Source organism: Lentilactobacillus kefiri (assembly GCF_009739535.1).
GTDB classification, from domain to species: Bacteria; Bacillota; Bacilli; order Lactobacillales; family Lactobacillaceae; genus Lentilactobacillus; species Lentilactobacillus kefiri.
In genome coordinates, this window is record NZ_CP029971.1 from 1,849,076 (window position 1) to 1,870,868 (window position 21,793).

The 21,793-nt window shown below is 41.4% G+C and carries 21 protein-coding genes; 15 read left to right on the plus strand and 6 right to left on the minus strand.

The window, feature by feature from the left end:
* Positions 1 to 44 precede the first annotated feature (44 nt).
* From DNL43_RS08755 to DNL43_RS08800, 10 genes are all read left to right on the plus strand, one after another.
* Positions 45 to 914, plus strand: coding sequence for an SPFH domain-containing protein (locus DNL43_RS08755; protein ID WP_056981521.1), 870 nt, complete (start codon positions 45 to 47; stop codon positions 912 to 914).
* A 151-nt stretch (positions 915 to 1,065) separates the two neighbouring features.
* Entirely contained in the window at positions 1,066 to 1,818 is a 753-nt protein-coding gene (locus DNL43_RS08760; protein ID WP_056981523.1) for an ABC transporter ATP-binding protein, read from the plus strand.
* 20 nt (positions 1,819 to 1,838) lie between these two features.
* Positions 1,839 to 3,665, plus strand: a complete 1,827-nt coding sequence (locus DNL43_RS08765; protein WP_056981524.1) for an FtsX-like permease family protein — start codon at positions 1,839 to 1,841, stop codon at positions 3,663 to 3,665.
* A 31-nt stretch (positions 3,666 to 3,696) separates the two neighbouring features.
* The gene (locus tag DNL43_RS08770) at positions 3,697 to 4,065 is read left to right on the plus strand and encodes a GntR family transcriptional regulator (protein ID WP_054769344.1); all 369 of its coding nucleotides are present in this window, start codon (positions 3,697 to 3,699) and stop codon (positions 4,063 to 4,065) included.
* The gene (locus DNL43_RS08775; RefSeq protein WP_054769330.1) at positions 4,062 to 4,943 is read left to right on the plus strand and encodes an ATP-binding cassette domain-containing protein; all 882 of its coding nucleotides are present in this window, start codon (positions 4,062 to 4,064) and stop codon (positions 4,941 to 4,943) included. The genes DNL43_RS08770 and DNL43_RS08775 overlap by 4 nt, the downstream gene beginning before the upstream one ends.
* Positions 4,930 to 5,703, plus strand: a complete 774-nt coding sequence (locus DNL43_RS08780; protein ID WP_095344928.1) for an ABC transporter permease — start codon at positions 4,930 to 4,932, stop codon at positions 5,701 to 5,703. The genes DNL43_RS08775 and DNL43_RS08780 overlap by 14 nt, the downstream gene beginning before the upstream one ends.
* Before the next feature lie 123 nt (positions 5,704 to 5,826).
* Positions 5,827 to 6,963, plus strand: coding sequence for a D-alanine--D-alanine ligase family protein (locus tag DNL43_RS08785; protein ID WP_056981528.1), 1,137 nt, complete (start codon positions 5,827 to 5,829; stop codon positions 6,961 to 6,963).
* Between the two features lie 60 nt (positions 6,964 to 7,023).
* Positions 7,024 to 8,541: a glycerophosphodiester phosphodiesterase family protein gene (locus DNL43_RS08790; protein ID WP_054769328.1), complete on the plus strand. Its 1,518-nt coding sequence runs from the start codon at positions 7,024 to 7,026 to the stop codon at positions 8,539 to 8,541.
* A 32-nt stretch (positions 8,542 to 8,573) separates the two neighbouring features.
* On the plus strand, positions 8,574 to 9,152 hold the full coding sequence (locus DNL43_RS08795) for a DNA-3-methyladenine glycosylase I (protein ID WP_056981530.1): 579 nt from the start codon (positions 8,574 to 8,576) through the stop codon (positions 9,150 to 9,152).
* A gap of 70 nt (positions 9,153 to 9,222) precedes the next feature.
* On the plus strand, positions 9,223 to 10,134 hold the full coding sequence (locus tag DNL43_RS08800; RefSeq protein WP_056981531.1) for a helix-turn-helix transcriptional regulator: 912 nt from the start codon (positions 9,223 to 9,225) through the stop codon (positions 10,132 to 10,134).
* Between the two features lie 108 nt (positions 10,135 to 10,242).
* Here the strand turns inward: DNL43_RS08800 and DNL43_RS08805 are convergent, their stop codons facing one another.
* The 4 genes from DNL43_RS08805 to DNL43_RS08820 all read right to left on the minus strand — a co-directional run bounded on the left by DNL43_RS08805 (position 10,243) and on the right by DNL43_RS08820 (position 13,912).
* Positions 10,243 to 11,514: an ISL3 family transposase gene (locus DNL43_RS08805; protein ID WP_156645065.1), complete on the minus strand. Its 1,272-nt coding sequence runs from the start codon at positions 11,512 to 11,514 to the stop codon at positions 10,243 to 10,245.
* Positions 11,515 to 11,770: 256 nt separating this feature from the next.
* Positions 11,771 to 12,253 carry a universal stress protein gene (locus tag DNL43_RS08810; protein WP_056982429.1) on the minus strand — a complete coding sequence of 161 codons (483 nt, stop codon included), beginning with the start codon at positions 12,251 to 12,253 and terminating at the stop codon, positions 11,771 to 11,773.
* A 72-nt stretch (positions 12,254 to 12,325) separates the two neighbouring features.
* A complete protein-coding gene (locus tag DNL43_RS08815; RefSeq protein ID WP_056982427.1) occupies positions 12,326 to 12,619 on the minus strand; it encodes a hypothetical protein in 294 nt (97 codons plus the stop codon).
* Between the two features lie 15 nt (positions 12,620 to 12,634).
* Positions 12,635 to 13,912, minus strand: a complete 1,278-nt coding sequence (locus tag DNL43_RS08820; RefSeq protein WP_056982426.1) for a replication-associated recombination protein A — start codon at positions 13,910 to 13,912, stop codon at positions 12,635 to 12,637.
* A 264-nt stretch (positions 13,913 to 14,176) separates the two neighbouring features.
* Between DNL43_RS08820 and DNL43_RS08825 the strand changes: the two genes are divergently transcribed.
* Positions 14,177 to 15,448 carry an ISL3 family transposase gene (locus DNL43_RS08825; protein ID WP_054769919.1) on the plus strand — a complete coding sequence of 424 codons (1,272 nt, stop codon included), beginning with the start codon at positions 14,177 to 14,179 and terminating at the stop codon, positions 15,446 to 15,448.
* A 53-nt stretch (positions 15,449 to 15,501) separates the two neighbouring features.
* On the opposite strand, the gene rpsD is transcribed toward DNL43_RS08825, so the two are convergent.
* Both rpsD and DNL43_RS08835 read right to left on the minus strand, forming a co-directional pair.
* Positions 15,502 to 16,113 carry a 30S ribosomal protein S4 gene (rpsD, locus tag DNL43_RS08830; protein WP_013727707.1) on the minus strand — a complete coding sequence of 204 codons (612 nt, stop codon included), beginning with the start codon at positions 16,111 to 16,113 and terminating at the stop codon, positions 15,502 to 15,504.
* A 191-nt stretch (positions 16,114 to 16,304) separates the two neighbouring features.
* Positions 16,305 to 16,769: a GAF domain-containing protein gene (locus DNL43_RS08835; RefSeq protein WP_056982458.1), complete on the minus strand. Its 465-nt coding sequence runs from the start codon at positions 16,767 to 16,769 to the stop codon at positions 16,305 to 16,307.
* Positions 16,770 to 16,933: 164 nt separating this feature from the next.
* On the opposite strand from DNL43_RS08835, the gene ezrA reads away from it, so the two are divergent.
* From ezrA to tpx, 4 genes are all read left to right on the plus strand, one after another.
* Complete coding sequence (gene ezrA, locus DNL43_RS08840; RefSeq protein WP_056982460.1) at positions 16,934 to 18,670, plus strand: septation ring formation regulator EzrA; 1,737 nt, start codon at positions 16,934 to 16,936, stop codon at positions 18,668 to 18,670.
* Positions 18,671 to 18,837: 167 nt separating this feature from the next.
* Positions 18,838 to 19,983 carry a cysteine desulfurase family protein gene (locus DNL43_RS08845; RefSeq protein WP_056982462.1) on the plus strand — a complete coding sequence of 382 codons (1,146 nt, stop codon included), beginning with the start codon at positions 18,838 to 18,840 and terminating at the stop codon, positions 19,981 to 19,983.
* Between the two features lie 8 nt (positions 19,984 to 19,991).
* The gene (gene thiI, locus DNL43_RS08850; RefSeq protein ID WP_056982464.1) at positions 19,992 to 21,209 is read left to right on the plus strand and encodes a tRNA uracil 4-sulfurtransferase ThiI; all 1,218 of its coding nucleotides are present in this window, start codon (positions 19,992 to 19,994) and stop codon (positions 21,207 to 21,209) included.
* Positions 21,210 to 21,283: 74 nt separating this feature from the next.
* Complete coding sequence (tpx, locus tag DNL43_RS08855; protein ID WP_056982466.1) at positions 21,284 to 21,793, plus strand: thiol peroxidase; 510 nt, start codon at positions 21,284 to 21,286, stop codon at positions 21,791 to 21,793.

Consider the following 21,793-nt stretch of genomic DNA (forward strand, 5'->3'; position numbering starts at 1 on the left):
TAGTAGCATTTTTACCAAATCACGCATATAGGGGGCGGCTTTTTTTGAAAGAAAAAAATGTATTTCATGTTAATGGCTACTTAGGCTTAATTGCAGCTCTAATTTTGCTTGTTGCCGGTGGCTATCTGTTATGGTCCGGCAGCCAAACAGGGTCAATGGGTTCAATTATATTTGGCGCTGTGATTATCATCTTGGATTTATTGTTTGCCAGTTCATTGACCATCATTCAGCCAAACGAAGCCAAGGTATTGACCTTCTTTGGTCAGTATATTGGAACGATTCGGACTTCAGGACTGTTCATGACAATTCCATTGACCAGCAAACAGACAATTTCATTGCGGGTCCGGAATTTCAACAGTTCGATCATTAAGGTGAATGATTCCAAAGGAAACCCAGTTGAAATTGCTGCGGTCATCGTTTATAAAGTTGTAGATTCTGCCAAAGCAATTTTTAGTGTTGAAGATTATGAACAATTTGTTGAAATTCAAAGTGAGTCAGCTATTCGACACATTGCCAGTGAATATCCATATGATAGTTTTGATGAAGATACTGACAAGCTCACATTGCGGGGGAATGCGACCGAAGTTTCCCTGGCATTGCAAAAAGAACTGCAGGATCGCCTGGATGTTGCCGGTTTACAAATTATTGAAACCCGCTTGACTCATTTGGCATACGCAACGGAAATTGCCAATGCAATGCTTCAACGTCAACAGGCAACCGCTATTTTGTCAGCTCGAAAGATTATTGTCCAAGGTGCGGTTTCAATCTCCGAGGATGCTGTTTCACAGCTGCAAAAAGATTTGGCTGCAGACATTAGTGACGAGCAGCGAATGAAAATGATTAATAATGTTTTGGTTTCCATTATCACTGAGCGGGGAACCCAAAATGTTATTAATACCGATAATTTAGATTAAATTCATTTAAATTGAATCGCTTTAAATCAAAGGTTTGGGATATATCCGTCAGGATGATCCCAAACCTTTTTTGATTATTTGATTGACATCTGGCAGGCCAACATATATAGTTAGTTACACAAGTAATTAACTAACACACGGAGGAACACTCATGACCACTAAAATCGTTGAAACACAGGATTTACACAAAATTTATGATAAAAACAGTGCCAAGCCATATGAAGCCCTTAAAGGGATCAGCTTGTCAGTTGAACAAGGAGAATTTGTTGGGATCATGGGGGCTTCCGGCTCCGGGAAAACAACCTTGCTGAATATTTTGGCAACTTTGGATCAACCAACAAGCGGTTCAGTTGAGATTGATGGTCAAGATGTGACCCATTTGACTTTCAACCAAATGGCAGACTTCCGGTCAAAGAAGCTTGGATTCATTTTCCAGGATTTCAATTTGTTGGAAACATTAACTGCCCGTGAAAATATTGGCTTGCCACTTTCTTTGCAAAATGCAAAGGCCGCTTCAATTCAAACCGCTGTAACTTCGGCTGCAGAAAAGTTGGGAATTGCTGATTTGCTGGACAAATACCCAACTCAGTTATCTGGTGGTCAAAAGCAGCGGGTTGCTGCAGCCAGAGCCCTGGTTTTCAATCCATCAATTATCTTTGGTGATGAACCAACAGGTGCCTTGGACTCAACCAACGCCCGTGAACTTCTGGATACATTGACTCATATCAATCAACAGGGTGTTTCCATCCTGCTTGTGACCCATGATCCATTTTCAGCAAGTTTCTGTAAACGGATTTTGTTCATTAAAGATGGCAAAATTGGTGATGAAATTGATGCCGGCGATAAGAGCCGCAACGATTTTTATCAAGAGATTCTCGAAAAGCTGGGAACGTTTGAACAGTAATCAATCAAAGGAGCTTTATTATGTTATTTAAAATTTCACTATCAGGAATTAAGGCTCGTTGGAAAGATTATCTGGTGCTTTTTTCAGGGATGATCATTACCACCGCCATTTTCTATATGTTTGAGGCAATTTCTACAAATGACAAATTTACAACTGGGAGCCCGGTTGGTCAAAGTGCTAAATTTGTGTTCATCTTTGGTTCAATTTTGTTGGCCATCATTACGTTGGTTTACGTGTTTTACGCAAACAACTTTTTAATGAGTATGCGAAAACATGATTATGGGCTGTTTATGATGTTGGGTGCCAAATCAGGGGTTATCAGCAAACTGATCATTTTAGAAACAATTGCGATTGGTTTTATCTCAACAATTGCTGGAATTGTTGTGGGAATTGGTTTTACGAAAGTTCTCAGCAGCTTTTTGGCAAGTCAGATTCATATGTCGCTAACCGATTTTTCTGCATTCTATATGCCGGCTGTTTGGATGACGATTATCATGTTTCTCGTTCTGTTCATGATTGCCGGATTCTTGAATGCCAGAACGTTTGTTAAAACTTCTGCCCTTCAGCTTTTACGTTCGGGACAACAAAGCGACTGGAAACAGCCCAAAGCGATCCGATTGTGGATTCAAGCTGTCCTGGGTGTGTTGTTACTGGCTGGTGGATACTACGCCATGTACGACATTAGAAAGCTCAAATTGATGGCAGTCGGAATTGGCCTTGTCACAATCGTGCTTGGAACATACTTTGTTTTTAATTCGTTCTTTGTGATGTTACTCCAAGGGCTCCAATATTCGAAAATGAATGCCAAAGGTCTGAACAGCTTCACGCTTGCTCAATTAAAATTCAGAATTCGCGATTATACCAAGATTCTATCTGTGGTTTCACTTTTATTCGCGTTGGCGTTGGGAGCCATTACGGTAGGGACCGGTTTTCAGAGCATGGTGCCAAAATTGGCTCAGGGGAACGGTTACTATTCCGTTGCGCTCACCAATCCGTCTTCCAAATTAAAGTCACTTGTTGGCGACATTAAAGACAAGTCGACGGTTACTTATCAACAAAAAGTTGACCCTAAAGCCAAGCGGGTCTATTACAATGCCGATCAATTACAGGCTCAGCCGTTGAAGTATTCCAAGTTTACTGATCGGGCTGCCCTGAAATCACGGGTTTCCACGGCGACAGTTTCGGATTTGAAAAAGACTGATTCCAATGCCTATCAAGAGCTGTGGAGCCTGCAGTCACCGATAACCAAATCATTCCAAATTAAAATTGTGCATGCCAACACCTTTAATCGCATTAACGTGAAGGCAAATAAATTATTGCTTGTTCGGGCGAATAATGTGGATGCTTCAGCACCAACGTTGACCAAGATTACGAATATTCAGGCAAAGCAGTATGGTTCCAGCGGGACACAGTTGATGGCCGGATCCTTTGTGACGTATCAACTGTTGAAAGGAATCTTTGGAAGCTTGGAATTTATGGGGATCTTTTTAGGAATCGCCTTTCTGGCAATGCTTGCAAGCTGCTTAATGTTTAAGATACTGAGCGGTGCTGCCAGTGACAAGATTCGATTTGACATGTTAAACAAGATTGGAACCCGTCGTTCAACGCTGAAACATTCCATTATTCTTCAGATTTTCGGTTTGTTCACGATTCCGGGAATTCTGGGAATTATCGACGTCGTCTTTGGCCTTCAGATGTTTTCTCGAGGCGGACTGTTGGTGGGCGGTGCCTATCAGACATTTGGCGTTACCACGGCCGGATTCCTGATTCTGTATTTACTTTACTTTATGGTAACGGTCATGATTTATTCACGAATCGTTGTGCCAAAGACAAAGGTGGAAAAATAGATGGAAAACATTATAGAATGGATTGATAATCATGAAATTTGAATTTAACAGTTCCGAACCCATCTACCGCCAAGTGGCAGAACAAATTGAGGACGCAATTGCATCCGGCGGATTTGAAGAGGGCGGCCAGATTCCTTCAACAACTGAAATATCCAAGGAATTCCATATTAATCCGGCAACGGTGCTCAAGGGGATGAACATTGCCGTTTCGAAGAATTTGATTGAGAAACGTCGGGGATTGGGGATGTTTGTTCAAGCCGGAGCCAGAAAGCGGATCCTGTCGGAAAAGCGAAGCGACTTTTTTGATGACTTTGTGGAGAACCTGGTTCGTGAGGCTCAGAATCTCAACATTTCCGAGGATGAATTATTAGCGTTAGTGAAAAGAGGTTACCAGCAATGAGTATCTTGGAAGTTAGTCACATTTCAAAATCTTTCGGGTCAAAGCACGTTTTGTCAGACATTAATTTAACGTTTGAAGAAAATAAAATATACGGACTGCTGGGTCGAAACGGTGCTGGTAAAAGTACTTTGCTGAGTGTTATCACCGATCGTAACTTTGCCAATAATGGTGAGGTTAAGATTGATTCCGAGGACGTGAGGGATAACGACTCAAAATTGGGCATGATGTATTTGATGAGTGAGGTCAATCTTTATTCAAATGGTTCGAAACTCACCCAAATTATCAAAGATTCCGAGTCACTGTATGGTGGCTTTAACCATGAGTTGGCGGATCGTTTGATTAAGGAGTTCGGACTGGATATTAATCAGAAATTCGGCAAATTGTCGACCGGATATAATTCGATCTTTAAATTGATTCTGGCGCTGTGTTTGCCGGTTCAGTTTGTTTTACTGGATGAACCGGTATTGGGACTGGATGCCAATCATCGGGAATTGTTTTATTCCGAACTGATTCAGTCATATTCCGACAATCCACGAACCTTTATCATTTCAACTCATTTAATTGAAGAGGTTGCCAATATCATTAGTGATGTCATCGTTTTGGATCAGGGCCGGGTCATCTTAAACCAACCGGTTGAGGACGTTTTGGCAAAAAACCATTCAGTCGTTGGACCGGAAAAAGACGTTAAGCAATACACAAAAGGCTTGAATGTGATTGGCCACGATATGATCGGAAATATTCGGGCAAATTATGTATACGGTGATTTGGATGACCGGGTGCTTCCCGATACGGTGCAGCTTTCCAACTTTGATCTTCAAAAGCTGTTTATCTTTCTAACGAATCAATACGAGGGGGGCACCGACAATGAAGACAAATAAAGTAACCAAGTTTCTATTCAGAAAACAAATTATTGGTCTTGGAGAAATGTATGTCCTTTTGTTTGCCGCATTCCTGGTGTTGCCGTTCATCTTTTCATTGATCTCAGGTTCACTCAGCGACTATTCTTTAGCCGATCAGATGCGAGGAACTTGGGTAACCGCTGCATTTGGGATTTATATGTTTGCCATTTCCACCGTATCTTACGAAAACTTCAAATTTCTGATTCAAAACGGCGTCTCACGGCCGACATTTTTCAACTCTCAAATCATTGTGAATGGTTTGCTGATTTTAATTGGAAACACCTTTAACCTTGCTTATCAATACTTGGTTCTGATGCCTTTGGTTCATGCCAAAAACACCAATATTTTTATGTCGTCGTACGTCGGCTACTTTCATAATCCGTTTGTCGGCTTTATCTTCAATTACCTGTTTAGCGGCTTGCTGCTGATGGTCGGTGCACTGAGCGGTATGGTGATTGGTAACTTTTTAACCTTATTTTCCAAATTCATTCAAAGAATTATCTTGATTGTGACCCCGATTGTCGGCTATATTACTGTGGCATATACTGCATCCAGAGTGATCCTGGACGACCGTTTTCAAATGACTTGGGTGGCTAACTTCGCCAAATTTATCCTGGGTTATCGATCAACTGGTGCCTACGATCCGTTTCCAATGATTGTCACGATGGTTATCATGTCTGTGGTGATGTTATTAATTGTTCGCTACCTGTTCAGCAAGAAACAGCTAAAACGAGAGTAATTGTATACTATGAGGGTAAACTAAAAATCACATGAAAAGCGATTTGAAATGTGTTCATCTTTAAATATCCGTGATATACTTAAGTTTCTGGAAACTATACGAATTTATAAAGGATGAGAATTCATGGAAAAAAGTAAAAAGCTTCATATTGGCTTGATTTTCGGTGGTAACTCTTCAGAACATGATGTCTCAAAACGTTCGGCTCATAACATTTATGATGCAATGGATAAAGAACGTTATGATGTTAGCTTGTTTTTAATGACCAAGAATGGTTATTTCTTGGATCACGATGCCTCTTCACGGGTATTTGATGGTGAACCTGAAGATCAAGTTGCCAAAGAAGAGTTGGCAAAATTAGACACCAAGAATCCGTTGGCCAGAATTATCAATTTGGCTGAGGAATCTGATATTGATGTTTTCTTCCCAATTATTCATGGTAATCTCGGTGAAGATGGGACCATTCAAGGCTTGCTGCGCTTATTGCACAAACCATACGTTGGAACTGGTATTTTGGGTTCAGCCATGTCATTTGATAAAGATATTACCAAGAAGATTGTCAAATTGGCCGGTGTTCCAATTACCCGTTATGAAGTTGTCACCCCATTAACCGCGGAACAGTATTCATATCAAAGCTTAAGCGATGAGCTTGGTAAGACTTTGTTCATCAAACCCGCCAACCAGGGATCATCAATTGGAATTCATAAGGTTGATAATCAGGAAGAATATTCAGAAGGTTTGCGGGATGCTTTCCGTTATGACAGTAAAGTGCTGGTCGAAGAAGCAATTGAAGGACCGGAAGAACTTGAAATTTCGATTCTCGGTAACGACCATCCGATTGCATCAAAAATTGGGGCTATTAAAGTGCCTGCCAATGATGCTTTTTACACTTACGACAACAAATTTGTTGATGCCAGCCAAGTTGAGTTTGACGTACCAGTGGATATCTCAGAAGAATTGGCTCAACAGATTACCGAAATGGGCTTAACCACTTATCGTGCCCTTGGACTCAAGGGGATGGCCAGAATAGATTATCTGGTATCTCAAGATGGTCACCCATATATGAGTGAAGTTAATACATTGCCTGGATTTACAAATATCAGTTTGTATCCACAACTGTTTGCGGCATCCGGCATTTCATATTCAGAACTGATCGATCGTTTGATTCAGTTGGCAATCAATGAGTTTGAACGTCAATCAAAGATTTTATATGACTTCAAGCCATTGCCACCACGTGATCAAAAGATTAATAAAAATAAATAAAGACAATCAAACTGGGGCAAACATTTGCTACCGGTTTTTTTGCATGTTGGGAAGTTTATCATGGGGAAAAATGAAACAAAGCTATATTACTATCTGACTGGGGTGTTCATTTGTCTAGCCCTGGTTTTGAGAAGATTTTTGAGTACCTACCAGAGTTTCACAATTGTGGTATTTTGCACGCTGGTGATGTTCCTTGGACTAATGGCACTCTTTTACTATGGTCTGACTTCAACTGCTCACAAACGGGTTAACAAGCACCTGAGCCCCATAGTAGCCATTCTGGTTAGCTCCGTGTACTTATTTGGCCTGCTCATTCCACTGGGGTTGTTTGGTTTTTCAAATTTTCTCAAATTTGGGGTTCCGATTTCTGGCGCTCAGTTTACTTGGATTACCGTTAATCGATATGCAATTGCAATCACTGCAATCGTGGTTTATTTTGTTTTCGCATGCTTTGGAATCTGGGCTTCACATTATCTTCTAAATGTTATTCGTTCCAATCAAAACCAGCCACTTCAAGTTCTCAAAAGGACGGTAAAAGCAACGACTCTCAAATCCTTTTCAAGGAAACTGGCGATAGTTTTGAGCATGTTGGTGGGCGTTTGTTTGCTAATTGTTGGTCTGGCCTGGATTAACCAATATGATTCAAATACGGTGATGTTTTTCCTCTCCAAGGGCATGATTGACATTCTTGCTCCGTTCGCAGAGATTGTGATCATCAGCCGGTTGCTTGGAATTGAGTTGGCTTCATTTTCGCCGACGCCTTTATTGACGATGTACGCATTGGGACTGGTTATTTTTGCAGGATTATTTGCTGCTGTTAGTCCAGTTTATGCAAACCCGCCAATGACTAAGCCGACCATCATTGTCCATCGTGGTGTCATTAACCAAAATGCTGTCGGCAACACGATTGCCTCGTTAAAACGGAATAGTCAGTATCATTTTCCATTCATTGAAATGGATATCCAAGAAACCAAAGATCATCAATTTATTTGTGCTCATGACAATGATTTGAGGATTCCGAAGAAGGGCAATGTCGAGATTGATCAGCTCAGTCTTAAGACGATTAAACGATATCATCATGTTGATATGTTCGGGGATTATTTACGAATTGCCAACAAGTTGAAGCAGCCGCTCATTATTGAATTAAAGGTGACTAATCACAGTGATCAACAAATGGGAACCCGGTTTGCCAAACAATTTAAGCCGCAGCTGACTGTTTTGCCGCATCGGGTTCACTCGATTGGTTATCCATTTCTCAGACAGGTTAAACGTCAAATTCCGGGGATGGATATTGGATTGGTCACCATGCTGAATTTTGGCAATATTGGCCATTATCATGTTGACTTCTATACGTTGCAGCATTTAACCGCTAATCCATTCTTAATCTCATCGGTTGGCGAGACAGGCCGACCGGTTTATTCCTGGACCGATGACAGTAAACTATCGATGGTTCGGATGGAAATGTTGGGAACAACCGGGCAGGTCACAGATCAGGCGTTTCGATTGCAGCATCTTCGAGTCAATTACCGGCGGGATCGTTGGATTCTTCTTTTAAATTCTTTGCAGAATTATTTATAACTTATCGTATGTTAATACTAGGAGGTGCAAGTATGGTTAAAAGATGTCCATGGGCCACTAAAAGTCCGGAACTTCTGGTATATCACGATACAATTTGGGGTCGCCCTCAGCATGATCCGCAGGAATTATTTAAGGCGTTGTGTTTGGAAATTATGCAGGCAGGGCTCACGTTTTCAACCGTTTTGAAATTTGAAGAAGGAATGGATACAGTTTTTCATGATTTTTCACCGGATTACTTGGCAAAGTGTGATGAATCTGATGTTGAGCGGTTTTGCAATGATAAGCGGATTATTAGAAATCATTCGAAGGTGGAAGCTATTATTCAGAACGCTAAAATCATTCAACCGGACCCTCAAATGTTGGTAACAGCGACTTGGAACCCGGTTAACAATGTTCAATTGGATCACTTATTGACAGAGTCGCCAAAGCCGGAAAATTATAAAAATTTTGTTGAAAAGTTTGTGAAAAAGTTTAAACAAATGGGCTTAAAACGAGTTGGACCAATTACTGTATATAGTTATTTGCAAGCGGTTGGCGTCGTTAATGATCATTTGATAACTTGTGAATTTCATGAGGGATTATCTGGCTTAAATGAGAAAAAATCTTCTTGATTATTCATTATAAATATAATATGATACTCAAGTCGTATGTTAAGTAGGTTAACTATAGGAGAGTAGTCGTATGGCAATGATGATTACTGGGTCCTTGATCCGGAATGCTAGAAGAGAAAAAGGGTTATCTCAGGTTCAGCTCGCCGAGGGGATTTGCACTCAAGCAACCATCAGTTCCATTGAAAATCAAAATGCGTGTACCAGCTTTGATATTTTGGCCAAACTTTGTCGAAAACTCGATTTAAGAATTACCGATGTTGCAAGAAATTCAAGATACGGTGACAAAGTATTTTCATACATTGAAGATGATATGCGCAATCATCTGTACGCGGATGCAAACAAGCACATTGATCAAATTGACAGCAAGAAATTAGACTCCCGCTGTATGAAGGGGAAATACCACTGTTGTCGCGGCTTTATCGAACTATACATCAATGACGACATTGAAGAAGCAATTTACAACTTCAATCTTCAGCTCACACAGTATTCAACGGACAAATCAACCTTTTATGAGGCATGGTCAAACCTGGGAATCGGGTTGGCCTACCAAAAACTTGGAAAATTATGTCGAGCAGAAAGCTTCATTGATTCCAGTTCCAAAATTCTCTCGAAAGTCAAAAAAGAGGGAAAGCACACCATGATCGCAATTGTTGATTTATATGTGGACATTATTGCTGCGTATGCAGAATTGGGCAAACATCAACGAGCGCTTACTTTAATTCATGAAATTCTCCATGAATTAACTGAGCAGGATTTAATCTATAAAGCAGATGTTTTAGCAGAATTGGAATCCAAGTGTTTATATGCTCAAGGAGAAGTCATTCAGGCAACGATGAAGCAATTCACGGCGATGTTTGTTGCAGAGCTTCGTGGCAACACCGATTTGGCTGACAAGATTCTGAAACGCAATCAGTCCCATATTATCGAGATGGTTAAAAACGAGCTGTCCAAAAATGAGGGTAACCCAACGTTCATCAAGTAATTTAATGTTTAAAAAGCCGATCTTCCACCGGACATCATGTCCAGCAGAAGGTCGGCTTTTTGGGTTCTTCGTCAACTGTTGTTGGTGAACAAAATATTGGAGTTCTAATCACTTGGTGATTAGGGCTCTTTTTGTATGAACTCGAAAAGCGAACAGCACTCTTAGCCGGAATCTGAAGAAGTTTCGGTAACCAAATCCAGTGCGCTTAATGACTTTAATCTTGTTGTTTGAACCTTCTAAGGGCCCGTTGGTGTAGTGGTGGGTGAAAGTGTTGCCAATTTCATCATGATGAGCCGCCAAGGTTTGGAGGGCTGCCAACATCTCTTCCGAGCACCCCTGCAGGTGGTGAAAGGCTTGATTATAGTTGGGCCAGTCGCGGTTTTTGATGGTTTCACGTAACCAATTCATCACGTCGTAAGTTTGCTTGAGCTCGGGATCAATGTCCAGTAAAGCATCAACCACATCCGTGGCAGTTGCCGGATAAGGGAAGTTTGTCCACTTGCGGAAAGCCTCGTAGTTAAGGTGATTGGCCGGCGTTAATAATAGTTTCCAATAGCGTTTCAAGGCGTGATACTGGCGCGAGGAAGTGGCCAGGGTTTTCATGAGACGCACTCGCGTCTTGTTAAAAGCCCGGTTTAAAGCGTTAACTAAGTAAAAAGGATCAATAACAACGATGGCGTTCGGGAAGATCTGCCCAACCAATTTGGGATAGGTATAGTTCATATCGGTGACGATAATTTTCACATTTTCTCGTGCGGCTTGGTCATAATGCTGGAAATACTTTTGAAGCTGATAGATGGTTCTAAAGGGCAATAGGTCAATTAATTCGTGGGTTTCGGCGTCCATAAATTCAAAGCTCATCGCGTCGGTGGCACTCTTAGTGCTTTTAACTTCGTCCATGAGGAGAACTTTGGGTAAGTAGTGCCAGTTGGTTTTAAAGTCCCGTTCAGCCCGTAAGAGCTGCCGACCAACGAATGAATCCGAAGTGGACAATTCATTGGCAATGTGTTTGAGGCTCACTGGTTCCGTTAACTTCTCTAAACATTGTTTCCGGGTTGTATTTGAAATCGTGCAGTGCTTCGGCACTGCACTCGTCTGCGCCAGGAAGTTGGTATGACAAGCCTTACAGTGAAAGTTTCGCCGATTGAGGCATAGGATAACCGTGCTGCCCAATGTTTTAGCGAATCTAATGGTGGTCCTTCGCCAACCATAGCCAATGATCTGGTGATCATTAATAACCCCACAGTTGCGGCAAGCCTTGGGGGAATAGTTCAGCGACCCGTTTAATCGGATCACCCCATCATCACCTATTTTGCCATTCTCAATTTTTAAGTGTTTATCATCTATTCCTAACAACATTTTCGTAGTATCATTTGACATAGGGCATTTCCTTCTTTCTCTAAAATCTTCGTGGTTGTTGGTTTTGATGAACGGACAGGAAATGTCCGCTTTTTTATTCTAATGAAAAACAAAAAATCTGTCATCAGTAATAGATAAAAATCTATTACCAACAACAGATATTGTAGAGCCGCTTTTTGCAAGCGTTCATAAAGTGAATTTGGGAATAAAAAATCCCGGAAACATCGTCACATTTCCGAGATGAAAGATTTGTACTGTTAGAAAGCACATTCAATTATCAAACGTGCTTGCTTGGATTGACTGCAGGTTTGTTGTTTAAATCAGTTCTTACAACTAAGACATCACAAACCGCGGTTCTGGTTACATACTCAGTAACTGAACCAATTAATAGTCGTTCAACGGCATTCAAACCTGTTGCACCAATCATAATTAAGTCGATGTTGAGGTTTTGTGGAATGTCTCTGGCGATGACAGTCTTTGGTGCGCCATATTCAATTGAATAATCAACATCGTTGAGACCCGCCTTTTTTGCATCTTCAATGTATTTATCCAATGTTTCTTTTGCAGTATCAGTTACTTGTTCAACCATTGATGTATCAAAGCTTGAAATATTTTGAAATGCTCGTGTATCAACAACGTGAACTAAGTGAAGAGATGCATTATTACGAATTGCAACTGCGACACCTTTTTTAAAAGCCAATTCCGCCTCATATGATCCATCAACTGGGACCAGAATTTGTTTATATTGTTGTTGTAACATCATGTCCACCCTCATTTCTATCTGTTTAACTCAATTGTACTTTAAATTTGCCAAAATACAAAGAAATAAATATTACCGCTGTTTATGATTGATCACGTTGAGGATTGAGAACTCAACAACGAGCCCATGTGCAGTCATCCACAAAAGGACAACTAAAATGAGAATGTCATTTTGAAGAATCAACGAAACAATCCCCAGGATGGCTAAAAAGATGAACATGATTCCACCGTTTTTGGCCGCACCTTTTAAACGGGGATCACTTTGAACGGATATATTGAACATTTTTTTGTTCAGATGTGATAGTAGGTAGTAGCCGATGTAAAGGGCGATTAACACGGCGACTCCCACCAAAATATTGATTATCATAGTTACACTCCAGTATTATTGATGTCCGGCCGATTTTCTGAGCTTCTCGTACTGTTGTTTAAGCGCAGTTTCGATCCGGCCGTTTTCTTTTGGATGATAGTATTGCGCGTTCTTAATTTTATCAGGCAGATATTGCTGTTTGACCCAGTCGTTTGGAAAATCATGCGGATATTTGTAGGTGACACCGCGACCCAATTTCTTAGCTCCTTTATAATGAGCGTCTTTTAGGTGTAACGGCACATCGCCGTAATTTCCGGAACGAATATCACTTAAAGCGCCATCGATTGCTGTCATTGCCGAATTGGATTTTGGACTCAGGCACAATTCGATAATTGCGTTGGCAAGAGGGATGCGCGCCTCTGGAAGCCCCAATTGGCGGGCGGCATCAACAGCTGCAACGGTCCGCTGACAAGCACTGGGGTTTGCCAGACCAATATCTTCATAGGCGATAACCAGCAGGCGTCTCATAATTGACACTAAATCTCCGGATTCAATTAATCGACCAGCATAGTGAAGAGCTGCATCGGTATCCGAACCACGGATCGATTTTTGAAATGCCGAAATAACGTCGTAATGGGCATCGCCATCTTTATCAGAGTTTAAAGCTTTTCGCTGTAAACATTCTTCAACAATTGCCTGGGTTACCTTAATTCGGCCATTGCTGTCTTTGCCAGTCGATTTAACGGCTAATTCCAAGGCGTTCAAAGAAGAACGCAAATCGCCGTTTGTCGCCGTTGATAAGAAGGCCATCGCAGAATCTGTTATATCAACCGGATAGCTTCCCAACCCTTTGTCTTTGTCATGAAGTGCCCGAATGAGCGCTTTTTTGATATCGTCAGGGGACAGGGGATGAACCTCAAAAATTTGAGTTCTTGACCGGATTGCCGGATTAATGTTGATATATGGATTCTCGGTTGTAGCACCAATCAAAATAATTGAGCCGCTTTCGAGTAATGGCAGAAGAAAATCCTGCTTGGTTTTATCCAATCGGTGGATTTCATCAAGTAATAAAACGACAGTGCCGCTCATCTTTGCTTCTTCGGCAACCACTTGTAAATCCTTCTTTGTATCGGTTGCTGCATTCAGCATCCGGAAGGCATACTTGGTTGAACCAGCGATCGCACTGGCAATACTGGTCTTTCCGGTTCCAGGAGGACCGTAGAGGATCATTGACGAAAGCATCTTGGCACGGACCATTCTTTCAATAATTTTACCCGGACCGACCAGATCCTGTTGTCCGACAATTTCTTCGAGCTTGGTTGGCCGCATCCTATAGGCGAGGGGTTGCTGCATGTTGATCCTCCTTTCTGCTTAATATCATTTAATTTATAAACATCACAAATTATAACATGTTAAACGAGGCCACAAAAAAAGCGCTTTGCCTAAGCAAAACGCCCACTGATTTATGGCTCTACAATATCTGTTGTTGGTAATAGATTTTTATCTATTACTGATGACAGATTTTTTGTTTTTCATTAGAATAAAAAAGCGGACATTTCCTGTCCGTTCATCAAAACCAACAACCACGAAGATTTTAGAGAAAGAAGGAAATGCCCTATGTCAAATGATACTACGAAAATGTTGTTAGGAATAGATGATAAACACTTAAAAATTGAGAATGGCAAAATAGGTGATGATGGGGTGATCCGATTAAACGGGTCGCTGAACTATTCCCCCAAGGCTTGCCGCAACTGTGGGGTTATTAATGATCACCAGATCATTGGCTATGGTTGGCGAAGGACCACCATTAGATTCGCTAAAACATTGGGCAGCACGGTTATCCTATGCCTCAATCGGCGAAACTTTCACTGTAAGGCTTGTCATACCAACTTCCTGGCGCAGACGAGTGCAGTGCCGAAGCACTGCACGATTTCAAATACAACCCGGAAACAATGTTTAGAGAAGTTAACGGAACCAGTGAGCCTCAAACACATTGCCAATGAATTGTCCACTTCGGATTCATTCGTTGGTCGGCAGCTCTTACGGGCTGAACGGGACTTTAAAACCAACTGGCACTACTTACCCAAAGTTCTCCTCATGGACGAAGTTAAAAGCACTAAGAGTGCCACCGACGCGATGAGCTTTGAATTTATGGACGCCGAAACCCACGAATTAATTGACCTATTGCCCTTTAGAACCATCTATCAGCTTCAAAAGTATTTCCAGCATTATGACCAAGCCGCACGAGAAAATGTGAAAATTATCGTCACCGATATGAACTATACCTATCCCAAATTGGTTGGGCAGATCTTCCCGAACGCCATCGTTGTTATTGATCCTTTTCACTTAGTTAACGCTTTAAACCGGGCTTTTAACAAGACGCGAGTGCGTCTCATGAAAACCCTGGCCACTTCCTCGCGCCAGTATCACGCCTTGAAACGCTATTGGAAACTATTATTAACGCCGGCCAATCACCTTAACTACGAGGCTTTCCGCAAGTGGACAAACTTCCCTTATCCGGCAACTGCCACGGATGTGGTTGATGCTTTACTGGACATTGATCCCGAGCTCAAGCAAACTTACGACGTGATGAATTGGTTACGTGAAACCATCAAAAACCGCGACTGGCCCAACTATAATCAAGCCTTTCACCACCTGCAGGGGTGCTCGGAAGAGATGTTGGCAGCCCTCCAAACCTTGGCGGCTCATCATGATGAAATTGGCAACACTTTCACCCACCACTACACCAACGGGCCCTTAGAAGGTTCAAACAACAAGATTAAAGTCATTAAGCGCACTGGATTTGGTTACCGAAACTTCTTCAGATTCCGGCTAAGAGTGCTGTTCGCTTTTCGAGTTCATACAAAAAGAGCCCTAATCACCAAGTGATTAGAACTCCAATATTTTGTTCACCAACAACAGTTGACGAAGAACCTGATTTATTAACCTAACTTGTTGTAGTATTCAACAATAAGTGATTCGTCAATATCAGCGTCAAGTTCTTCACGTTGTGGAAGACGAACTAATGATCCTTCAAGCTTGTCTGCATCGAAGCTGACGTATTGTGGACGACCCACAACGGCTTCAACAGCATCCTTGATAACTTGGAGGTCTTTTGACTTCTCACGAACGGAGATTACTTGACCAGGTTGTACTTCATATGATGGAATATCAACACGTTTGCCATCAACAGTGATGTGACCATGGTTTACTAATTGACGAGCTTGACGACGAGTAGTAGCCAAACCTAAACGGTAAACCATGTTATCCAAACGCTCTTCAAGTAAGATCATGAAGTTAACACCATGTTTACCTTCACGGATTTTACCAGCACGAACGAACAAGTTACTGAATTGACGTTCAGTAAGTCCGTACATGTAACGAAGCTTTTGCTTTTCGTGTAATTGTAAACCATATTCTGAAAGTTTTGAACGACGGCCTTGACCGTGATCACCAGGAGCATAAGGACGACGTGAAAGTTCTTTACCAGTACCTGATAAAGAGATACCCAAACGACGTGAAATTCTCCAACTTGGACCTGTATATCTTGACATAAGTAATCCTCCAATATTTTTTTGGAGTAAAATAAGCCATTGCAGACTTAGTATTCGTGCATGTTGCTTTGCTCTTTCGCTCAAGCAGCCGATTGAGTTACTTGCAGAACCAATTAAATGGCAACAACATGTTGACGAGCTTACCGTCTACTGCTGCGTTATTTTACACAAACACCATTGTATAAAGAATCCTACACTAAGTCAACATGTTTGACGAAGATATCCGCAAACTGGTTAAGATTTTTTTCGTCTTCCTCTGAAAAGCGGTCCAAAATAGGTGAATCAATATCCAATACACCGATTGCTTTGCCATCTTTAAATAATGGAACAACAATTTCAGACTTGGAGTTTGCATCACAGGCAATGTGGCCGGCAAACTGATGAACGTCTGCCACTCGAAGTGAGTGCTTTTCCTTGAGGGCCGTCCCACAGACACCGTCGCCATTCTTAATGTGCATGCAGGCAACATTTCCTTGGAAGGGGCCAAGGATCAGTTCATCTTTATCGGCAACGTAGCGGTAAAAGCCGACCCAATTGATATCTTCCAAACTGATATTTAGCAAGGCTGCGGCATTGGCCATGTTTGAAATCAAATCGGTTTCATTGGTTAGCAGGGCATCGAGTTGTTGATTGACAAGATTTGTAACGTTTTGCATAATTGTTTTCCTCACTTCAAAAATAATATGGTGAAAGCTATCTACTATGATATAATTCAACTTAGAGCACATTAATTGGCTATTCATACATATTAAATTGTTTTGGGCAATTTTACTACAATAATGTACCATTTTATATCTTTATTTCTGAAGGATGGGATCGAATGCTTACTTTGTTGATTGGAATCATTGTATTGGTTGGGGCGGGTTACCTTGGGTTTGTTTTCTATCAAAGACGAACTATCAAGATGGCAACCGATGTTTATGAAAATAAACGGGATTTAAATAAAATTCCGTTGGATGATGAGTTTGCGCTTGCTAAGAAAATGAACTTAACGGGTGAATCTCACAAAAAGTATGATCAATTGTATAACAAGTACCAACAATACAAGAATCAGATGCTGCCAAATATTGATGAGGGGATTTCGGCAGTCAAAGAAGACGGTAAGGGAATTAACTTCCTAAAGACCAGAAACGATTGGGAAAGTGCCAACAAGGCCATTTCCGATGCTGATTCAACGTTGAAGGAAATTCAGGCCGGCTTGGCGCAACTCTATGATTTGAACAAGCAGCACAAGTTGGCCCTTGAAGAGCTTGAAAAGAAATATAAGCGACTTCGAGAAGATATTTTGAATAAGAATCAATCATTTGGTCCCAGCATTGATAATTTGGAAAAAATGCTTTCCGATATTGAAGGAACTTTTGATGAGTTTACTCAGCTAACCAAGAGTGGGGATCCTAACAGTGCCGAAGAAGTATTGAGCGATCTGAATTCTTCAACTGATAAGTTGGAATCATACATGACCAGAATTCCCAAACTCTATCAAATGCTCTCAAAAGAATTTGTTGAGCAGGTGGCAGAAATTGAGTCTGGTTATAAAGAACTGAAAGCAAAACAATATAACTTCCCCAATGATAAGTTTAACGAGAATATTAAAGGGGTTCGTGATCAGCTCAAAGTTAATACCAACAAGCTGAAAACGCTGGAAGTCGACTCGGTTGAAAAAGCAACCAAGAACATCGCCGACCGAATTGATGACATGTACGATGCCATTGATAAAGAATACAAAGCTCGTCCCGAAGTTGAGAAGAACACGAAGGTCATTGGTGAGTACATTGAACACGTTCGTAAGCAAAACAGTGACCTGCAGTTACGGCTTGAAACCCTCAGCAAAGGTTATGTTTTGAACCATCAAGAAATCGAAAACAATCATCAATACGATCAACAAATTTCAACCATTGAAAAGAAATATTCAGATGCCGTTAATGCCATGCAAAATGGGAAGGCCGTCTTTTCCAGCATCAACGCCGATCAAAAGCAGATGATGAAGACTTTGGGACAGATTGAATCCGAACAAAAAGACTTGTTCCAGTCAACTGTCAAAATTCCTCAAGAGGAGCAGGCTGCTCGAAATGCATTGGCCAAGTTTGATTTGGAGATGCGAAACAAGAAACGCCGCATTGATAATCATAATTTGCCGGGATTATCGGACGATTACCAAGATGCATTCTCCGCGTTTATTCGTGAGATTAATCATTTGGACGATGCCATGAATCAACCACAAATTGATGTTGATGACATTTCCAAGCAACTGATTATCATTCAATCTGACATGGATACTTTGGAAGAAAAGACCGATCAGCTGATTGACGACGCAACGTTGGCAGAGCAGACGATTCAATATGCCAATCGGTTTATCGGCAGCGATTCGGAGATTGCTGCTGCCAGCAAGACCGCTCAAATGTATTTTGATCAGAAGTATGATTATGAACAAAGTTTGAGTATTATTTCCAAAGCATTGGAAAAGCAATCATCAGGGATGTTTACCAAAATCAAAGATGATTATTTCAGTGCCAAGAAACGATTAAAACCCGGAAAAGCACAAGAAGATAACCAATAAGTAGATTCATCAGACGAGGCTGAAATCACAAATTTCAGTTTCGCCTTTTGTTTTCCTAATGGTAAGCCCAGGTCCAAATTGCTTGTTACGTAGCGCTGTTGGGTGTATCATCATGGGAGTTATATTTGTTGGAGTCGAACCAATAAATTTAGAGAAGAAGGTTTCAAATGATTTATTTTGATAATAGTGCCACCACAAAAGTATTACCGGAAGTTCTTGACACTTATAATAAAGTGAGTGAGCAGATTTGGGGGAATCCCTCAAGTCTGCATAATTTTGGTGAACAGGCATTTAATTTGCTGGAACAATCCAGAAAGCAGATTGCCGATTTATTGAAAGTTCAACCAGATGAAATTTACTTTACAAGTGGCGGAACCGAAGGCGACAACTGGGTCATTAAAGGCACCGCAATTGAAAAGCGGGCTTTTGGCAAACATTTGATTACGACTTCTGTTGAACACGCAGCTGTCCGTAACTCATTTGAACAGCTGGAGCAACTAGGGTATGAAGTCACATATTTACCTGTCGATGATGAAGGCCGAATCTCAATTGCCGACTTAAAAGCAGCCATCCGTCCGGATACAACTTTAGTTTCAATCATGGCAGTTAATAATGAAATTGGGACTATCCAACCAATTCAGGAAGCTGCTGAGTTGTTAAAGAACTATCCAAAGATTCATTTCCATATTGATGCGGTTCAGGGTCTCGGAAAAGGGATTCAGGATCAAATTTTCAATGACCGAACCGATTTTGCTGCTTTCTCAGGGCATAAATTCCACGCACCTCGAGGGACTGGCTTTATTTACGGTCGCCGCGGCCGTCGAATTGCGCCATTAATGAATGGTGGCGGTCAGGAAAAGAATCAGCGTTCAGGAACCGAAAATCTGCCGGGAATCGCGGCAATGGCCAAAGCAATCCGTTTGGTTCTTGAAAAAGAACCGAGCGCTGTTGAGACTGAACGCCAAATCAAGCAATTGATTATGGATCACATCAGCAAATTTGATAAAGTGACAATTTTCTCTAAGAACGATGACACGTTTGCCCCACACATTCTGTGCTTTGCAATTCAGGGTGTTCGTGGCGAGACCGTTGTTCACGCATTTGAGAAATATGGCATCTATATTTCAACAACCAGTGCCTGCTCATCAAAGGATCACACCGAATCGGGAACCCTTAATGCAATGAAAGTTCCTGAAAATATTGCTACCAGTGCCGTTCGAATTTCACTTGGAGATCACAATACACTTGATGAAGCCAAACAATTCGTAAAAGTATTTGATCAGTTGTATGAAGAATTTGACAAATTAAGTTAGGAGCAACTATGCATTATACAGAAATTATGGTTCGTTATGGCGAGCTGTCCACAAAGGGCAAGAACAAAAAAGATTTTATTAAGCAGCTTGGAAAAAATGTCCGGGCTGTTTTGCACCCATTTCCCAAACTGGAAGTAAAGGCGCAAAGAGATCGGCTTCATGTGGCCTTGAATGGTGAAGATGACACCAAAGTCATTGATACCTTAAAAGGTGTTTTTGGTATCGAAAACTTTTATCCATCTGTTCAACTTGATAAAGACATGGACGTCATCAAAAAGACGGCCTTGGAAATGGTTAAGGAACAGTATCATGACGGCATGACTTTTAAGATCAATACCCGTCGTCAGGATAAGCATTTTGAATATGATACCAATCAAATTAACAATATGTTGGGGGACTACATTCTTGAAAACGTTGACGGCATTACCGTTGATGTTAAGAAACCCGATATCTCAATCCGGGTAGAAATCCGGATGAACGGTGCGTTTCTTTCTTCCGAAAAGATTCACGGTGCCGGCGGCCTTCCCGTTGGAACCGGTGGTCGAGCTACAATGATGCTTTCGGGTGGAATTGATTCACCAGTTGCCACTTATTTGGCAATGAAGCGTGGCGTTAAAATTGACATGATTCATTTTTACAGTCCACCATATACTGGTGAGCAAGCTTTAAATAAGGCTAAGCAGCTGACATCTGTTTTGGGTAAGTATTCAGGCAATATCCAATTTATTCAAGTGCCATTTACCGAAATTCAGGAAACCATCAAAGAAAAGGTTCCTGAAGGGTATTTGATGACTATTCAACGCCGAATGATGCTGAGAATTGCCGCTCAAATCACCAAGAACCGTCATTGTGACGGTGTCTTTACCGGTGAAGCATTGGGACAGGTAGCATCACAGACTTTGGAAAGCATGATGGCAATTAACGATGTCACCACATTGCCGGTTTTACGGCCGTTGGTTTCGATGGATAAGACGGAGATCATCAAGATTTCCGAAAAGATTAACACTTACGACCTTTCAATCCTGCCATTTGAGGATTGCTGTACAATCTTTACACCGCCGGCACCAAAGACGCGTCCAAGTTTGGAAAAATCACGCAAGTTTGAGAAGTATATTGATGTTGAAGGTCTTATGAAAAAAGCCATCGACAATATCAAAATTACCAATATCAAGCCAGGCGAAGAATTCCTGAACCAAGATCAAGATGTCTTTGCCGAATTACTTTAATCTTTTGATACTTGCGCATTTGGCCAGTTTAGGCTACATTATGTATAAAGTAGTTACACCAAGGGAGTGCTTTTATGGAAATCACTATCAATGGTAAAGAAGAGAGTATGTTTGGCAACCCGCCAGAAGTTGGCGAACAATTGCCAAAGTTTAAGCTTGAAGATGCAGATGGCAACAAAGTAAAAACTGCTGATATTATTGGCCGAATTACTTTGCTCTCCACTGTGCCTGATATTGACACGCCGGTTTGTTCTGTTGAAACCCGGAAGTTTAACCAGGAAGCTGACAAGTTTCCCGACGTCCGTTTTTTAACCGTATCCAACAACACGGTTGAACAGCAAAAAAATTGGTGTGCCGCTCAAGGCGTTGCCAATTTGCAGATGCTGTCCGACGAGAACCTGTCATTAGGCTATGCAATGAAGCTTTATTTGCCTAACTTCGGTGCTTTGGCACGGACGATCTTCATTGTTGACGCAACCGGAAAGATCATTTATCGCCAAGTCGTTTCCGAAATTACCAATGAACCGGATTACGATGATGCGTTAAATGCTTTGAAAAAAGTTGCCAAGCGTGTTGACGATTAA

Coding starts and splice junctions, on each gene's coding strand:
- DNL43_RS08760 (WP_056981523.1), top strand. CDS start 1,066: ATGACCACTAAAATCGTTGAAACACAGGATTTACACAAAATTTATGAT.
- DNL43_RS08765 (WP_056981524.1), top strand. CDS start 1,839: ATGTTATTTAAAATTTCACTATCAGGAATTAAGGCTCGTTGGAAAGAT.
- DNL43_RS08770 (WP_054769344.1), top strand. CDS start 3,697: ATGAAATTTGAATTTAACAGTTCCGAACCCATCTACCGCCAAGTGGCA.
- DNL43_RS08775 (WP_054769330.1), top strand. CDS start 4,062: ATGAGTATCTTGGAAGTTAGTCACATTTCAAAATCTTTCGGGTCAAAG.
- DNL43_RS08780 (WP_095344928.1), top strand. CDS start 4,930: ATGAAGACAAATAAAGTAACCAAGTTTCTATTCAGAAAACAAATTATT.
- DNL43_RS08785 (WP_056981528.1), top strand. CDS start 5,827: ATGGAAAAAAGTAAAAAGCTTCATATTGGCTTGATTTTCGGTGGTAAC.
- DNL43_RS08790 (WP_054769328.1), top strand. CDS start 7,024: ATGGGGAAAAATGAAACAAAGCTATATTACTATCTGACTGGGGTGTTC.
- DNL43_RS08795 (WP_056981530.1), top strand. CDS start 8,574: ATGGTTAAAAGATGTCCATGGGCCACTAAAAGTCCGGAACTTCTGGTA.
- DNL43_RS08800 (WP_056981531.1), top strand. CDS start 9,223: ATGGCAATGATGATTACTGGGTCCTTGATCCGGAATGCTAGAAGAGAA.
- DNL43_RS08805 (WP_156645065.1), bottom strand. CDS start 11,514: ATGTCAAATGATACTACGAAAATGTTGTTAGGAATAGATGATAAACAC.
- DNL43_RS08810 (WP_056982429.1), bottom strand. CDS start 12,253: ATGTTACAACAACAATATAAACAAATTCTGGTCCCAGTTGATGGATCA.
- DNL43_RS08815 (WP_056982427.1), bottom strand. CDS start 12,619: ATGATAATCAATATTTTGGTGGGAGTCGCCGTGTTAATCGCCCTTTAC.
- DNL43_RS08820 (WP_056982426.1), bottom strand. CDS start 13,912: ATGCAGCAACCCCTCGCCTATAGGATGCGGCCAACCAAGCTCGAAGAA.
- DNL43_RS08825 (WP_054769919.1), top strand. CDS start 14,177: ATGTCAAATGATACTACGAAAATGTTGTTAGGAATAGATGATAAACAC.
- rpsD (WP_013727707.1), bottom strand. CDS start 16,113: ATGTCAAGATATACAGGTCCAAGTTGGAGAATTTCACGTCGTTTGGGT.
- DNL43_RS08835 (WP_056982458.1), bottom strand. CDS start 16,769: ATGCAAAACGTTACAAATCTTGTCAATCAACAACTCGATGCCCTGCTA.
- ezrA (WP_056982460.1), top strand. CDS start 16,934: ATGCTTACTTTGTTGATTGGAATCATTGTATTGGTTGGGGCGGGTTAC.
- DNL43_RS08845 (WP_056982462.1), top strand. CDS start 18,838: ATGATTTATTTTGATAATAGTGCCACCACAAAAGTATTACCGGAAGTT.
- thiI (WP_056982464.1), top strand. CDS start 19,992: ATGCATTATACAGAAATTATGGTTCGTTATGGCGAGCTGTCCACAAAG.
- tpx (WP_056982466.1), top strand. CDS start 21,284: ATGGAAATCACTATCAATGGTAAAGAAGAGAGTATGTTTGGCAACCCG.